Genomic DNA, 16,009 nt, shown 5'->3' with positions numbered 1-16,009 from the left:
GGTCACGAATGGTCTCCTGTTGTGGATGGAAGGGGTGCGAGGACGTATTCGCCGGCGGCATCGAGTCCGCGCACTTCGGCGAGTTCGGCAAGGCGCCGCCCGGTGCCGTCGCGCACGAGCACGGCGATGATATCGATGGTTTCGGCGATCAGCGCGCGCGGCACGGTGACCACGCTTTCCTGGATCAGCTGTTCAAGCCGCCGCAGCGTGCCAAGCGCCGAGCCGGCGTGGAGCGTGCCGACCCCGCCTGGATGACCGGTGCCCCAGGCTTTCAGCAGATCGAGCGCCTCGGCACCGCGCACCTCGCCGATGGGAATGCGGTCGGGCCGCAGGCGCAGCGCCGACCGGACAAGATCGGACAAGGTGGCAACGCCGTCCTTGGTCCGCAGCGACACCAGATTGGGCGCTGCACATTGCAGCTCCAGCGTATCCTCGATGAGGACGACACGGTCGGACGTGGCTGCGACCTCGGCGAGCAACGCATTGGTGAGCGTCGTTTTGCCGGTCGAGGTGCCGCCAACCACCAGAATGTTCTTTTTCGCAGCGACTGCACCGGCAAGCGCTGTGGCCTGCCATTTGCTCATGATCCCGGTCGTCACGTAATCGGCCAGCGAGAACACCGCGATGGCTGGTTTGCGAATGGCAAAGCTGGGAGCGGCAACCACCGGGGGCAGCAGACCTTCGAAGCGCTCGCCGCCTTCCGGCAGTTCGGCGGACACACGCGGTGCGCTAGCATGCACCTCGGCGCCGACATGATGGGCGACCAGCCGGATGATCCGCTCGCCATCGGCTGCGCTCATCAGACATTCGGTCGCCGCGAGACCCTCGCCCAACCGGTCCACCCAGAGACGCCCGTCGGGGTTGAGCATGACTTCGATGACATCGGGCTCGTCGAGCCAGCGGGCGATGTCGCCGCCAAGCGCAGTGCGCAGCATGCGCGCGCCGCGCGATGAGACTTCGGATCGAAGGGGGATGACCCTCATGGACTGCCTCGGATGCGGCAACCGACCATCGGCTGCATTCGCGAGGCAGATCAAAAAGACATTACTTTGCCCTCAGGCAATAGCGATCTGCGATGAGGGTAGAAGAGCGAAGAATAAGAAAGAAAGGAAAAGGCCAAATCGGAAGGTCGCCGCCGTCCAAGCTCCAACGCCGCGCGATCATGGTTGCTTTGCATGGCCAGGTTTGGTCTTATCGGTGCACCGATTTCAATGAAGGTTGTTCCTTGCGCAGACTCGGCCCCGCCTATCTCGATTTCATGGCCTCAACTCCGGTCGATCCCTCGGTGATCGATGCGATGGCGGATGCGATGAGCAATGACTGGGGCAATCCGCATTCGGATCATGCGCATGGCCTGCAGGCCTCGAAAATTGTCGAACGATCGCGCGAAGCGCTCGCAACGCTGCTCGGTGCCGGAGAGGACGAAATCCTCTTCACCAGCGGAGCAACCGAGGCGAACAACCTCGCCATCAAAGGTGTCATGAGCTCAGCGGAACGACGCGGAAACCATCTGGTGGTGTCGTCGATCGAGCACAAATGCGTGCTGGAAGCCGCCCGTTCGCTCGTGAAAACCGGGATCGAGGTCACCGAAGTCAAACCGGGGGCAGATTGCCGCGTTCGCGCAGAAGCCATCGCGCAGGCCCTGAGGCCCGACACGGCGCTCGTATCGGTCATGCACGCCAACAACGAAACCGGCGTCATTCAACCCGTGCGCGAGATTGCCGAAATCTGTCATCGCCAAGGTGTCCTGTTTCACACAGACGCGGCGCAGACCGTCGGAAAGATCGATGTCGATTTCACTTATATCGGTGCCGATCTGCTGAGTTTCTCCGGTCACAAGTTCTACGGTCCAAAAGGCATCGGCGGGCTTGCCGTGTCGCGCGCCGAGCGGTTACGGCTCGTTCCGCAGCTTGATGGCGGTGGACAGCAGCCTCTCGGACGCAGCGGTACAGTGCCGGTTCCGCTTTGCGCCGGGCTTGCAGCGGCGGCGCGGCTTTACGAGCGCCACGGCCAGTCGGCACGCACACATATTCAATCATTACAAAGACTTTTCGAAGATCGGATCACCAGGAAGGGATGCCCTTTTACTATCAATCCGCATGCCGAGCGCATCCCGGGTTGCACAAGCCTCAGGGCCGAGGGAGTGAATGCGGAAGACATCCTCTTGCATGCCCGCGGCGAACTATCGGCATCGACAGGCTCAGCCTGCAACTCAGGCAGCATCGAGCCGTCTTACGTCCTGTTGGCGCAAGGGCTTTCCTTTGACGAGGCTTCGTCGTCCGTTCGCATCGGGATTGGCCGAACCACTTCCGAGGCGGACATTGACCGTGCCGTCACTGCGCTCTTGGCTGCGTACGAGAAAGCCTACCGCGCCGCTGCCTGAAGCCTAAAACTTCGTACAAGAGGCGCGGGCAGGGTTGCCAACTGGGGGAAATCCCCAGTAGGAACAAATCATGCTCAGAGGACCCCTTGGACAGCCCGGCGTCAAGACGCGCTTCGCGGGACATGAAACCTTCCCGCTGAGGCGGCTGTGGCTGCGCAAGGCTTACGATGCCGTCTGCGAGGATTCGGAAGCTCCGGCCCCCAATACCTTCGACAAGGACGAAGGGATCATCCGGTTCGGGGTCGGCAAGAATATGGTTGCGGCGATCAAGCATTGGGCGCTCGCGTGCCGAATCATTGAAGAAGACCCGGAGAGGGGTGTCGGTGCCTTGAAGGCAACGCCCTTCGGAGATCTCATCTTTGACCGCGATTCAGGTCTCGATCCGTTCATGGAAAGCCTCGCGACCACATGGCTGCTCCATTGGCAGATCGCCAGCAATTTCGAGCGCGCCACGACGTGGTATTATGCGTTCAACCATCTGAATGCACATGGGTTCGACCGCGACGGCATTGCCGAGCCGATCCGGCTGCTGTGTGCCCAACTCGACCGGTCGCGGGCCTCCTCCACAACGATCAAGCGCGACGTGGAATGCTTTGTCAGATCCTATGTCGCCAAGGTCGGCGCGGGCGCGGTTGACGATCAGGTGGAAACCGTACTTGGCGAACTTGGCCTTATGCGCGAAGTGTCATCGCGATCGTTCGCTTTCCGCCATGGGCCCAAGCCCGGCTTGCCCGACGGTATCTTCCTTTTTGCGCTTGCAGATTTCTGGGCGAGGCGTGCGCCCGAGCAAGCAACGCTCGCCATCGATACGCTGGTATACGAGCCCGGATCGCCGGGGCGGATCTTCAAGCTAGACGAGGATGCGCTGATCGACCGGCTTGTCGATATCGAAAGGGTCGCCAAGGGCGCCTTTCTGTGGACCGACAGCGCAGGTGTGCGCGCGATTGCCAGGCGGGGAGAAGGCCTGCCTGATCCGGCCTCCTTCATCGCCAGCGCCTATCCGCACACCAAGGCGCTCGCGGCATGACGCAGGCCTATCTCTCAGACCATGTTTCGGTCGCCCCGCGCTACCAAAGATCGATCAGGATCGATGCCGATTTTGGCCAGGCCGATCCCCTCTCCGGCTATGTACTTCAAGGATCGGCGCGCGATGCGTTGACCACCACGCTCCGCCTCGCGACAAACGGCCAGGGCGCGTTCACCTGGACGGGCCCTTACGGCGGCGGCAAGTCGAGCCTCGCGCTTGCGCTTGCCTCCTACTCGCTCGGGCGCGGGCCCGCCTACAGGGAAGCGAAGCAACTGCTTGGCGATGTGCCCGAAGTGGCCGACGTTTTCGGGCGTGCGCCCAAAGACTGGCTCTGCGTGCCGGTGAGCGGTCGGCGGGGCAACCCGGTGGCGGACCTGCGCGAAGCGGTCGCATCCGCAATCGCTGGCGAGCCGGGCCACGCTCGGACCAAGCGGTCCAGGATGGAAGCCGCTGACGGGCGCGATATCGTCGAGCGGCTGCAACGCGAGGTTGAAGCGCGTCCCAAGGGCGGGGTTCTCGTCGTTGTCGACGAACTGGGCAAATATCTGGAAGGTGCTGCCGATCACGCCGTCGACATCCATTTCTTCCAGGATCTCGCAGAGGCGGCCAATCGCAGCGAGGGAAGACTTATCGTTGTGGGCGTGCTGCACCAGGCTTTCGAGCGCTATGCGGATCGCCTCGGGCAAAGCGTCCAGGACGAATGGCGCAAGGTTCAGGGCCGCTTTGCGGATGTCCCGATCATTACGGCGGTCGACGAGGTCATCGAATTGGTCGGTCGTGCCGTCACGACAGAGCGTTCGCACCCTCAGTCGCATCAAATTGCCGCTATTGTTGCCAGCGAGATTGCCGAACGGCGACCAGGTGTGCCCAAGGATCTTGCGGAAAGGCTCGACGACTGCTGGCCTCTCAACCCTGCGGCGGCAGCGCTGCTCGGGCCGATCACCCGGCGGCGCTTCAGCCAGAACGAACGCAGCCTGTTCGGTTTTCTTGCCTCGGCGGAACCCAGCGGCTTCACCGAATTCCTTCAGCGCACGACACTCGCCTCGGGAAGAACCTTCGGACCGGCAGAACTTTGGGATTATCTGCAGGTCAATCTGGAGCCTGCGATCATGGCTTCGCCCGACGGCCATCGATGGGCACAGGCCGCAGAGGCCATAGCGAGGGCGGGCCGCGACGGCACCCACCTGCGCTTGCAGATCGCGAAGACCGTGGCGGTCATCGATCTGTTCAGCAATGGATCGGGTCTGGCAGCCTCATCCCGGACGATTGCGGCAAGCCTCGGTCATTCCGATGCGGACGTCGAAGAGCAGCTTGCCGATCTCGTGAAGATTTCGGCGCTGGTCTACCGTCGCCATCTCGGCGCCTATGCAATCTATGCCGGCAGCGATTTCGACATTGAGGGCGAAATCGAGGCCCGCATCGCCGAACGCGGGCGGCTCGAGATAGCGTCTCTGAACGATCTCGCCTCGCTGCAGCCGATTCTGGCCAAGCGGCATTACGCCGAATATGGCACGCCGCGCTGGTTCGACGCACAAATCGGCGAACTGGCGCCGCAAGGGCTTGGTCCGAAAGACGTTCGGGTTAGCGCCGGGGCTGCTGGCAAGTTCCTGCTGCTTCTGCCTGGGATCGACGTCGATCCCGGCCAAGCGGAGGCGAGTCTGATCGAAGTCTCGCGCACGGAGCATCGGCACGGTCTGCCCGTAATTGTTGGTCTTGCATCGAACAGTGCGGACATTCGCAAAACAGCGATCGAGCTCGAAGCCGCGCGAGACGTGCGCAACGAAAGCCCCGAACTGGCCGGAGATGCAGCCGCCAGGCGCGAGATCGATGCCCGCATTGCCCATTTGTCCGCGCAGCTGGAAGGTCTCCTGAGAGAGGGTTTCGAGCGCGCGCACTGGTTCGACACTGGTAAGCCGCTCGATTTGCAGTCGCTTTCCTATGGCCTGTCGCAAGCAGCAAGCGATATCGCCCGGCGGACTTTCCGGCAGGCTCCGATCGTGCATTCCGAACTCATCAATCGTCGGCGGCCTTCGAGCAATTCCAATGCGGCGTTGCGAGCCCTGTTGCATGCTATTGTAGTGGGCCGCGGCGAGCAGCACTTCGGGATCAAGGGCTATCCGGCCGAGAAGGGCCTAGCGGTTACCGTTCTGGAACGCGCGGGTCTCTATGTCCGGCAAGGCGAGCGGTGGGACTTCGTTCCGCCCGGCGAAACCAGCACGTTCGCCCCTCTCTGGTCGCTAACCGATGGCCTGCTCGAAGCCGGCGAGCAGGTTGGTGTTGCCGACATCTACCGGGCTTGGGGCGAGCCGCCTTACGGCGTGCAGCAAGGCGTGATGCCCCTATTGCTCGTGACCTATCTTTTCTCGCGCCGTCACAGCACTGCGATCTATGCGAAAGAGGCCTTCCAGCCGGCAATATCCGATCTGGTCATGGATCTTCTGCTGCAGGACCCCGACCATATTGCGCTGAGATCGGTTCCGACCGATGCCGCGAATGCGGTCGCGCTGAAGGAGTTTGCAGCCGTCGCGAGCGAATTCGTCGAAGAGGCGCCGTCGGAGGAGCCGCTCGAGATAGCACAGGCGCTCGTGCAGTTTGCGTACAGCCTTCCCAACTGGTCGCGCAAGGCGCAAGCCACGCTCTCCAAGCAAGCAATCGATGTGCGTCGCTTGTTGCTAGATGCGGACGATCCCTACCAGCTCCTCTTCGTCGACATCCCCGAAGCGCTCGAGGCTTCGGGCGAAGGCACCGCACCTGCGCTGCGCACGGTCCTGAGCGAACTTGATCACGCTTACCCAGACATGATCGAGGATCTGAAAACCCGGATGCTGGAGGGCCTGAAACACCGCGATGCAGGAAATCTCTCCGAGTTGGTGGAACGAGCCAAGCGAATAGCGGGTCACGGGGGAGACGACCTCAAGCTTCGAGGCTTCATCACGAGGCTGGCCGAGTTCGATGGGTCGACGGAAAGCATGGCGGAAATTTGCGGTCTCGTGATGGGTAAGCCGGTGACGACGTGGCACGATCTCGAGCCGAGTCGGGCGGGGATGCAGCTGTCGGAATACGCCTACCGGTTCCGCCGCGTGGAACTGTTCGGCGACAGCGACCAGCAACCGACCCAGACCGCGGTGATGGTGATGGCGGGTGTCGGGTCGACCGAACGAAGCGTCGTCCGCAGAGCACAGATTGCAACCGAGGCGCAGAAGCGCCTCGGGCCACTCCTCGACGAGATCGGCAAGACGCTCGACGCCGCACAGCTCGAGCCCGATATGGTGCTCGCCGTGATCGCGGAGCTCGCACAGCGTTATATCGAGGATGACGGCGAGCGCGATGTCACTGTGCCCATCAGCGCGGAGAAGGAAGCGTGACCGGCGAGGCGATGCATGTTCTGGGTCTGTCCGGTGGACGAGACAGCGCTGCCCTCGCGGTCTGGATGCGCGATCACCGCCCGGACATCGATGTGCGGTATTTCTTCACCGACACCGGCAAGGAGCTACCCGAGGTCTACGATTATCTCGGCCGCCTTGAGGGCTTCCTTGGCAAGCCCATTGAAATGCTCAACCCTGGTCGGGACTTCGATTTCTGGCTAGCCGAATACGGCCATTTTCTGCCTTCCCCGCGGACACGCTGGTGCACCCGGCAGTTGAAAATTCAGCCATTCCAGAAGTGGCTCAAACCGCATCTCGACGCAGGCGTGGAGGTGCATTCCTATGTCGCGATCCGCGCCGACGAACCGAGCCGTTCGGGGATGATCGCAACCCACCCCAACATGCACGTCCATTTCCCATTGAGGGAGGCCGGTCTTGACAAGGCATCGGTCATCGGCCTGCTGGAAAACTCCGGACTCGGCCTGCCGGACTATTACCGCTGGCGCTCTCGCAGCGGTTGCACATTCTGCTTTTACCAGCAGAAAATCGAATGGGTGCGGCTGATGCGCGAGCACCCGGACGCCTTCGAGGAAGCCAAGCGCTACGAAAAATCAGCCATCGAGCACGGTTCGCCGTTCACCTGGACCCAGAACGAAAGTCTCGAAGAACTGGCGCGGCCGGAGCGGGTTTCCGAGATCGAGCGTAATCATGAAGAGCGCAAGGCACAGGCGCTCGCTCGCAGAATGCCAAATCCGCTGCGAGCACGGATCACCGATGAGACGGTGGAACAGATGCTGGCCGACGAGGAGAGCGGCTGCCTCGTCTGCCACAAATAGCCAGCCGCCAGCTTTCTGCTCAACGAAGGCGCGAACCCGCACCCAGTATATGCCTCGGAGTGTCCCGGGTCCGAGAATTCTTCTATCACAATTCTGTTGCCTCTTGCCCGAGCATGCTTTTCTTACCAGCCGAAATATCGCTAGGTAATCAAAGCACATGGATACAACCGCTGGGGGTAGGGTCTCTTGACCATCGATGTAGAAAAGGCCTTTCGGGCAAATCCAAGAAGCGTCTTACAATTCCTGCAGGTCCCGGGGCAGGGTTGCTACATTCCCGCATATCAACGGGAATACCGGTGGGATAAAGAAAACGTCAATCGACTGTTCGAGGATGCGCTTCACGGCCTGAGCCTGCTCCCTGAGCGCGAGGAAACGATCAGCTTCCTCGGTACGATCATCGCGATCCACGACACCCAGTATGTGACCGTGAAGCCGCATTTCCGGAACGAGATGCCACGGCCGGTGATGACGATCATCGATGGCCAGCAGCGCATCTCGACGTTCATTCTGCTTTTTGTTGCAATTCACAATCTTCTGGCGACCTGCCTGCCCTCGGTCGAGAAAGATGACGAAGAAGGCAGCGCCTGGCTGCTTGAAGAAATTCAGAAGATGATGGCGGAACTTCGCGATTGTTTCATTCTCGACAAACGCAGCGGAAAGGCGCTCAACAGGTACTATCCACGTCTCATCAGATCCTTCGACGATGTGTGGTCTTCAAAACCGGAAGCCCGGTATTCGAGCGCGATCGCCCGCCTGATTTGGGACTACCTCAAGCATATCGAGAACGAGGAGACCGAGGCCAAGCAGTTTCGTCCGAGCGAGCCCGATGGCGAAAAAGCTTCGACGCACAAGAATGTGGCCGCCGTCTTCCGGCATATGAACAAACGCCTTCGCGACCTCGTGCAACCGCAGGAGGAGATGCCCAGCCTGATCGAGCACGCGCTCAAAGCGGGCTTCGGCGAAGCACTCTTTGGTTTCGAAGTCCCATCCGAAGTCGCCGAAAGGCTCCGCAAGGATGACGAGACGACCACGGGCAAGCGTTTCCGGCTTGCCTTTGCCGCGATCATTTTTGCTCACTATTTGCAAAGGCGAATGGCCTTCACAGTTGTCGAAAGCGAAGGCGAAGATGACGCTTTCGATATGTTCGAGGCTCTCAATACGACCGGCGAACCGCTCACCGCCTTCGAAACCTTTCGGCCCCGGGTGATCGACGCGGAAGGGCTAGAGGATTATCAATCCACCCCTTCGCACGCGGACATGCTGCGGACCGAGAAATACGTCGATCGCTACGCCAAGGACGCGAGCAAGCTGCAGCGCACGACCTCCGAACTTCTTGTCGCTTTCGCGCTCGCAGAAACGGGCCAGAAGCTGGGTAAGAAGCTCAACGAGCAACGGCGTTACTTGCGCGCACAATACGGCGATCCGGACGACAAGACCCGGACGGAATTCCGGCGGGGCTTCGTAAAGCGTTTGGGCGATGTGTCCGATCTCATGTCGACTTCGTGGGATCCTGCAGAAACCCTTAATCCCAGCTTCGGCGGCCTCTCGAACATCGACGAGCCGGCGAAGGTCGCGTTCGAGTTTCTGCGTGGACTTAAGCATACGGTCACGATTCCACCGCTCAGCAGATTTTTCGGGGCCGCATTATCCGCCGATCCGGAAGAGCGCCTTCAGAAATCGGTGGCCTTTGCCGATGCAATCAAGGCGAGCGCTGCCTTCACTGCGATCTGGCGCGGAGCATTCGGCACGACGTCGGGCATCGATGCGGTGTATCGCGATGTCATGCTTTCCGGCGACGGGCAGGCTGCCCTTGCGGCACGGCCCTTCTCAGGAAACCCATCCACCAAACGCAAGAGCGCGCTCGACATCGCACTTTACAAACGCGTCCTGTGCGATGCGCTGGAAAAGGCCGGCATTTCGGAGAAAGGGAGCTGGTCCGGTAAAGTCGAAACGAGCCTGTTAGCCAAGCACGCGACCGAGGTTGCGAAATTCCTTCTGATAGCTTCGGCGCACGACGTAGAACCCGACCTCAAGAATCCGGGTTTGGTCGTATCCGGCCGGAAAGGTGTTCATCCAACCTTGACGCTGGATGCCTGGAACCTGCTTTCGCCCATGCAAGTCGAGCACATCGCTCCACAGCAAGGGGCGAGCACTGACTGGCCCGCTGACCTCTACGATGAACGAGAGCTGTTCCAGACTCTGGGCAACCTCACGCTGCTGCATCGCGACCACAACATCGTGGTGTCAAATCATCCCCAACCGAAAAAGATGGCAAGCTACCGCGCCTTGGCATCGAGAACGCCCGAAGCGTTCGAGGCCGCGCGCGAAGAAGCCAGAAAGTTGGGGTATGACTTGCCCGAAAGATCGGAAGCGATCCTCGCCGAAGCAACCCACGCGAGATTGTTGATCCCGCTCGTCGAATGTCCGTCCGACTGGGACGGGGAATTTGTGCGTCAACGCTCGCGAAGGTTGGCGGAAATTGCATGGGATCGCTTACGGCCATGGTTGGACTGACGGCCGTGTCGCGCAGTTGCAAACCAATGCCTTGGCGTCACGAGAGGACTTAAAGCTTGTTCCGTATTACCGCCCGAACTGTTCTCGAACTTGGCTCTGAACTAATCAGTTCGGATATTATCGCGTTTTATGAGCTTATCAAGAACGGTTTCGACGCTAGAACAAAAGCAGGGGTCGACGTAAAGTTCGACATTGTTCTGACACGCAGAGCATTTCTACGCCTCAAGGGTACAATCCACGGTAAAGCCAGCCTCCCGGACCTGAAAAAGCTCATAAAAGACGAACTTCTTCCAACTGCTTCAGAGGCAGCGTACGGGAGCTTCGTCGATTTGATCGATGAAGCGACTACAAAACAAGAGCTTACCGAAAAGCTCGATCAAGCTCAGCGACGCTTCAACACAATCACCGTGACAGACACGGGAAGCGGAATGTCGCTAGAGGATTTGGATCGAAGCTTCCTCGTGATCGGAACGCCATCAAGGAAAAAAGAGGTCGAAGCAGCGCTTGCGCGTGGAGACAAGAGCACCCCGTATCTCGGCGAAAAAGGTATCGGGCGCCTTTCGGCAATGCGTCTTGGCGAGCGGTTGCTGGTTGAGACGGCCCGTTCAACCGACAAGAAACTCAATCGTCTCGAAATCGATTGGACCGAGTTCAGCAATGTCGATGCAATGCTCGATCAAATTGCGGTGGCCCCGACGAAAGGAGGAAAAAAACCCAGTGCCGAGTGGTCCGGCACAGCTTTGACGATCAGCGACCTTGTCGAGAATTGGACCGAAGCGAGGGTCCGCGACATGGCGGACTATGAATTTGCCCGCCTGACCGACCCTTTCGCCAATGCGACGACGCGACCTCGGATCGCCATCTTCTGGAACGGAGAAAGGATCGGCATTCCCATAATGTCCGGTGCCCTGCTCGATGCTGCCCATGCACGCGTGTCAGGCACATATGAGCTTATCGATGGCGCACCCGTTCTGACCTGCACTTTCGAGGCGTTGGATCTCGGGTTCGAGCATCCGCGAGAGACGCAAACCGTAAAGCTCACGGAAGAAGATCTTCAAGCCACGATCATCGGGAAAGACGGACCTGTCGAGGATAGTGCGCTGCGTACAATCGGGCCATTCTCATTCGAGGCACATTGGTACAACCGCCGCAGACTCGGCGCAATCGACACTATTGGCGAGCAAAAAGCTGTTCGTGAGTTGCAACAGAAATGGTCGGGGATCTTGCTGTTCCGCGATCGCTTCCGTGTTTTTCCCTACGGCGAGGATGAGGACGACTGGCTTGAACTTGACCGCCGGGCTCTGCGTCGATCTGGCTACACTCTCAACAAAACCCAATTTATTGGGCGGGTAAATATTTCGCGGATCGCGAACCCGCAGCTGCTGGATCAAACGAACCGTGAAGGGCTGCGCGAGACTTCGGAGCAATATGTGCTCTTGGAAGTCCTGCGGTACGCCGTGCAGGATATGCTCGGCAAATTCATGAAGGATGTCGAACGGCAGTACAAACATCAAAAAGTGGATCTGTCCGACGCGCAGGCACAGGTTACCAAGCTCGAGGACCGAGCCAAAAACGCCATCCGTCAACTCAAGAGACTTACACCGTCCGAGGGCGACGACGCGATAGAGGAGCTCCAGCAAACTCTTTTCGAGTTCTCCGAGTTCGCGGCGCGCGCGCGCCAGCGCATCGCGGAAGTCGAACAGGAAAGCCGACAGATGATCGAGATGGCAGGTGTTGGCCTCATGGTCGAAGTGGTCGCACACGAACTAGCCCGCTCATCCGAAAATGCACTGAAGGCTCTTGCCCATATGAAGGGTCGCGATGTCCCAGACCGCCTGCGCAGCTACTTCAATACGTTGCAGGCGGAAATGAAGAGTGTCAGCAAGCGCGTGCGCGTTCTCGACCCGATGAGCGTCTCTGGTCGACAACGATCGGAAGTCTTTGCACTCGACGAAGTCATTCGGGACGCCATTGAAGCCCATCATGCCCAATTCAAGCGTCACAAGATCGACGTGACCACCGACCTGACTACGCGACCTCTGCGGATCAGGGCAGTCAAGGGAATGATCGTTCAAATCATTGAAAATTTGATTTCGAATTCAGTCTATTGGCTCGATATGCGCGCGGAGCGAGAACCTTCCTTCAAGCCGAAAATTTCAATCTCGCTTGAAAGTGACCCACCCGTAATGATGTTCGAAGACAATGGGCGAGGCATTGCTCCGGAAAATCGAGACCAGGTTTTCAAGATGTTCTTTTCGCTCAAGGATACGCGCAGGAGGCGCGGACTTGGCCTTTACATCGCCCGCGAGGCGGCCATGCATAACGGCGGCACACTTGAATTGGACGAGGAGCGCGATCCGGAGACCGGCAGACTCCACAAATTCGTTCTCGAATTGCCAGCAGGAGCGCAGGTGTGACGCTTGGAGACCTTCTGGCGCAAAAGAGAATAACAACCGCTCTCGTGGTGGATGACGTCTGCGACGCCGTGCCGACAGCGACGGATATTGGACCCGAGAACGAGGCTTGGGCGATCTTCAATGACGACCTTACCGCCGAACAACGCCAGCTTATCGAAGCTGCATATGAGGATGCGAAAGACAGAAGTTTCGATGAGCTGGTGTCCGATGATGCCTATGTGGCAGCCGTATGGGGCTTGCGCGATACCCTTACGGAAGTCGCCGCTCCTTTGTTCGAGCAGTATCTTGCCGATCAGGCATCTGACCAAACTTATGTCGATGTGGTGGTCCAGAAGCTTCAAGAGCTCGGGCTCGAGTGTCGGACATCCGGGCGCGACTTCATCGAAGCTGCGCAGGAGGTCGATCTCATTGTTATCGACCTGTTCTTCAACAAAGCGCAGGACGAGGCGGCCCTTCACGCATCCAAAAGGATGCTGCGCAACGCCATAGAGAAGCGTCGAGCCACGCCGCCCCTGGTTATCCTTATGTCACGCAGTCCTCGGCTCGAAGACAAGCGAGAAGAGTTTCGAGACGAAGTGGGCCTCTTGGACTCGGGTTTCAGGATCATAAGGAAATCGGAGCTAGAAGAGGCAGGCAAACTCGATCGCCAGCTTGAGCGCCTTGCCCACAATGCGGATGACTCCCGCATGCTCGCGCGATTCTTTGAATCCCTCGAACAGGGAATGGCTGACGCCACTTCGCGAACGCTCAAACTTTTGCGAAATCTCCGCCTCTCGGACATCGGTCAGATCCAGCAACTGCTACTCAACGCCGAGGGCGAACCGGCGGGAAGCTATCTGGTCGATGTCTTCGATCGTGTTCTGCAACACGAGATCGAACGTGAGCGGCAAATCATCGATGCGGCAATTCCCTTAAACGCCTTTTCCGCCGTTAGTCATCCTTCGCCCTACGTTGCCGGATCCCCCGCACTTCAGGAACTGGTGGAACGTCTCCTGACCCAAAACAGCGAACGATTGCGACTTCCCGGTTCGCTGGAAGCTCAAGTGACTTTTGGAGATGTGTTGCAGGTCACAGAAGGATCAGACCTCGACCGACTTCGCACCACGATAGCCGTCGATCTCGATGCCAATACGGTCCTTCTTGTCCTCACGCCGGTGTGCGATCTCCAGCGCAACGGAGCTCCGCGCATTCTGCTCCTAGTCGGCAAGACGCAACCACTCGGAGTAACGAGCTGGAAGTACGGCGACGATGCCCGGACTGCAGCGATCCGCCTCGACGACGAGGTTTCTTGGATAAAATGGAACCTCAAGCATATCGATACGGTGTCGCATGAACAGCTGAGCAAGGCATTTGACGATAACGATCTGAAGGTAGTGGCACGTCTGCGCGAGGCGCATGCCTTGGAACTCCAGCAACGCGTATTGTCAGGCCTCGGACGCGTAGGTCTGGTGGCAGCTATGCCAGCGACATTCGCTGTCGACGTCGAGATCTATTATCCGGACAGCGAAGGAGTGCCGGTAAGACTAGATATTCCAGCTCTCAATGACGGGGCGGTCTGCTTCGTTGGACGAGAAGATAATGGGAAGCCGGCCCTGAGGTTGGTCATGACCGATGTAAGCTGCGATGGCGTCTTGGATGCTCTCAATAAGCTGGACCCCGATCTTGTAGCGCCCGGTGCGCGGGCTGTTCTTTCTCATGTCCAGAGCTCCGAGGATCTGCGCAAACTGCTCGAAACCGGACTAGACCTCAATTCAGCGAAATCAGATAGTTGGACCCATATACCCTCGATCAGCGGAGAACAGGCGCTAGCGAAGATGGGACTGTTAGCGTGGAACTACGATTTCGCTCCTGAGGCCTTGGGAAAGAAAGACTTGCCAAAGGCAGGGGTTATCATCCTGGTGAAGGACAGAGAGCAGTCCGACGCCGTCGGTCGCGACGAGGCGATACGTAGCGGCCTGTTGCCCACTGAACCCGAATGCGAACCTTCACTGGACTAATGGGGAGACATTCATTGTTTCCAATGACGCTCTCCATACACACCAAAGCGAGCAAAATTGGATATCAAGACTGGGTTCTTCTTGAATTGAGCCGTCTTGGCAGTTTCATTGCCCGCCTGGAAACAGGGACGGATGTCTGATCGTATCCTTTCAGCGCTTCAAGCTGCGCATCATCTCGGAATCACGCCGGAACTCCTGACCGCTTATGCTCGGCCGAACTTTGCACCGGGGCGAGCAACATCGCGGCCACTCAGGTCCCTGGAGAGCACCGGCCCGATCCACTTTGCTGAAAGCGAACTCGATGCATTCGACGGCATCTTGCAGCGGCCTTGGAGCAAAAGCGCGAAGGATCGTCCATCAATACCAGCTGCTATTGTTGCCCACCTCAAAGCGGAAAGCCGCAATCAATGCGCGTGGTGTGGAAGCGGCAGTCGGATAGAAACTGCACATATCGGGTCGTGGGCTGCGACCCTCTCGCACTACCGTCATAATCTCATCCGATTGTGCTCAGTTTGTCACGGAAGGCACGATACGGAAGGCACGATCACCACCGCACAGCTCAAAGCGCGTAAATCGGAGATGGTAGAAGCGACCTGACGTGACCCCCTGATTTTCCTCCAAGTTGGATTAGAGTCCGGCCCTGACAGAAGGACGGACGAGATGAAGAGAACGAGGTTTTCAGAAGAGCAGATCATCGGCGTGCTCAAGGAGGCGGAGGCGGGAGCGAAGACCGCCGACCTGGCCCGGCGACACGGGGTTTCGGAAGCGACGATCTACAACTGGAAGTCGAAGTATGGCGGGCTGGAGGTATCCGATGCCCGGCGGCTCAAGGAGCTGGAGAGCGAGAACGCCAAGCTCAAGCGGTTGCTGGCCGATGCGATGTTGGACAAGGCTGCGCTGAAGGATCTTCTGGCAAAAAAGTTCTGACGCCCGCCGCGCAGCGGGAAGCTGTCGCTCATCTTCAGGCATGCCACGGGATGAGCGAGCGGCGGGCGTGCCGTGTCATCGATGCCGATCGCAAGAGCGTGCGTTACCGTTCCACCCGGGACGATGATGCCGGTCTGCGAGAGAAGCTGCGGGAGCTGGCCAACCAGCGTCGCCGGTTCGGCTATCGCCGTCTGCATATCCTGCTGCGTCGGGAGGGGATCATGATCAACCGGAAGAAGACCCAGAGGCTCTACAAGGAGGAAGGCTTGGCGGTGAGGCGTCGACGCAGCCGCAGGCGCGCAGTCGGCACGAGGGCACCTGCTCCGGTGCTCGCCTTACCGAACCAGCGCTGGAGCCTCGACTTCGTTCACGATCAGATGGCGTCTGGCAGGCGGTTCCGCGTGCTCAACGTCGTCGATGACGTGACGAGGGAGTGTCTCGCAGCGGTGCCGGATACCTCGATCTCTGGTCGCCGTGTCGTTCGCGAGCTGACCGAGCTGATCGCCCAGCGTGGCAAGCCCGGCATGATCGTCAGCGACAACG

Annotated in this window: 9 protein-coding genes and 1 pseudogene; 9 read left to right on the top strand and 1 reads right to left on the bottom strand. The window is 59.3% G+C overall.

Features of this window, described 5'->3' with window-relative positions; all coding sequences use genetic code 11:
• Nucleotides 1-2 precede the first annotated feature (2 nt).
• On the bottom strand, nt 3-983 hold the full coding sequence (gene trbB, locus GRI72_RS13110) for a P-type conjugative transfer ATPase TrbB (RefSeq protein WP_066558463.1): 981 nt from the start codon (nt 981-983) through the stop codon (nt 3-5).
• 92 nt (nt 984-1,075) lie between these two features.
• Between trbB and GRI72_RS13105 the strand changes: the two genes are divergently transcribed.
• From GRI72_RS13105 to GRI72_RS13065, 9 genes and pseudogenes are all read left to right on the top strand, one after another.
• Nucleotides 1,076-2,383: a cysteine desulfurase family protein gene (locus GRI72_RS13105; protein WP_160734386.1), complete on the top strand. Its 1,308-nt coding sequence runs from the start codon at nt 1,076-1,078 to the stop codon at nt 2,381-2,383.
• A 70-nt stretch (nt 2,384-2,453) separates the two neighbouring features.
• Nucleotides 2,454-3,410, top strand: coding sequence for a DUF4007 family protein (locus GRI72_RS13100; RefSeq protein ID WP_066558474.1), 957 nt, complete (start codon nt 2,454-2,456; stop codon nt 3,408-3,410).
• Entirely contained in the window at nt 3,407-6,775 is a 3,369-nt protein-coding gene (locus GRI72_RS13095) for a hypothetical protein (protein WP_066558475.1), read from the top strand. The genes GRI72_RS13100 and GRI72_RS13095 overlap by 4 nt, the downstream gene beginning before the upstream one ends.
• Nucleotides 6,772-7,611 (top strand): phosphoadenosine phosphosulfate reductase family protein, encoded by an 840-nt coding sequence (locus GRI72_RS13090; RefSeq protein ID WP_082836103.1) that lies wholly within the window; start codon nt 6,772-6,774, stop codon nt 7,609-7,611. Before GRI72_RS13095 ends, GRI72_RS13090 begins: the two co-directional genes overlap by 4 nt.
• Before the next feature lie 186 nt (nt 7,612-7,797).
• Nucleotides 7,798-10,125 carry a GmrSD restriction endonuclease domain-containing protein gene (locus GRI72_RS13085; RefSeq protein WP_160734385.1) on the top strand — a complete coding sequence of 776 codons (2,328 nt, stop codon included), beginning with the start codon at nt 7,798-7,800 and terminating at the stop codon, nt 10,123-10,125.
• Between the two features lie 56 nt (nt 10,126-10,181).
• On the top strand, nt 10,182-12,542 hold the full coding sequence (locus GRI72_RS13080; RefSeq protein WP_160734384.1) for a sensor histidine kinase: 2,361 nt from the start codon (nt 10,182-10,184) through the stop codon (nt 12,540-12,542).
• Complete coding sequence (locus tag GRI72_RS13075) at nt 12,539-14,539, top strand: hypothetical protein (protein ID WP_160734383.1); 2,001 nt, start codon at nt 12,539-12,541, stop codon at nt 14,537-14,539. Before GRI72_RS13080 ends, GRI72_RS13075 begins: the two co-directional genes overlap by 4 nt.
• 132 nt (nt 14,540-14,671) lie before the next feature.
• Entirely contained in the window at nt 14,672-15,136 is a 465-nt protein-coding gene (locus GRI72_RS13070; protein ID WP_160734382.1) for a hypothetical protein, read from the top strand.
• Between the two features lie 63 nt (nt 15,137-15,199).
• Nucleotides 15,200-16,009: pseudogene (locus GRI72_RS13065) on the top strand (IS3-like element ISEli1 family transposase); the annotation flags it as partial.

Source organism: Pelagerythrobacter marinus (assembly GCF_009827515.1).
Taxonomy (GTDB): domain Bacteria; phylum Pseudomonadota; class Alphaproteobacteria; order Sphingomonadales; family Sphingomonadaceae; genus Pelagerythrobacter; species Pelagerythrobacter marinus.
Note: the sequence above shows the minus strand (reverse complement) of the source record. Positions and strands in the feature narration are given on the sequence as shown.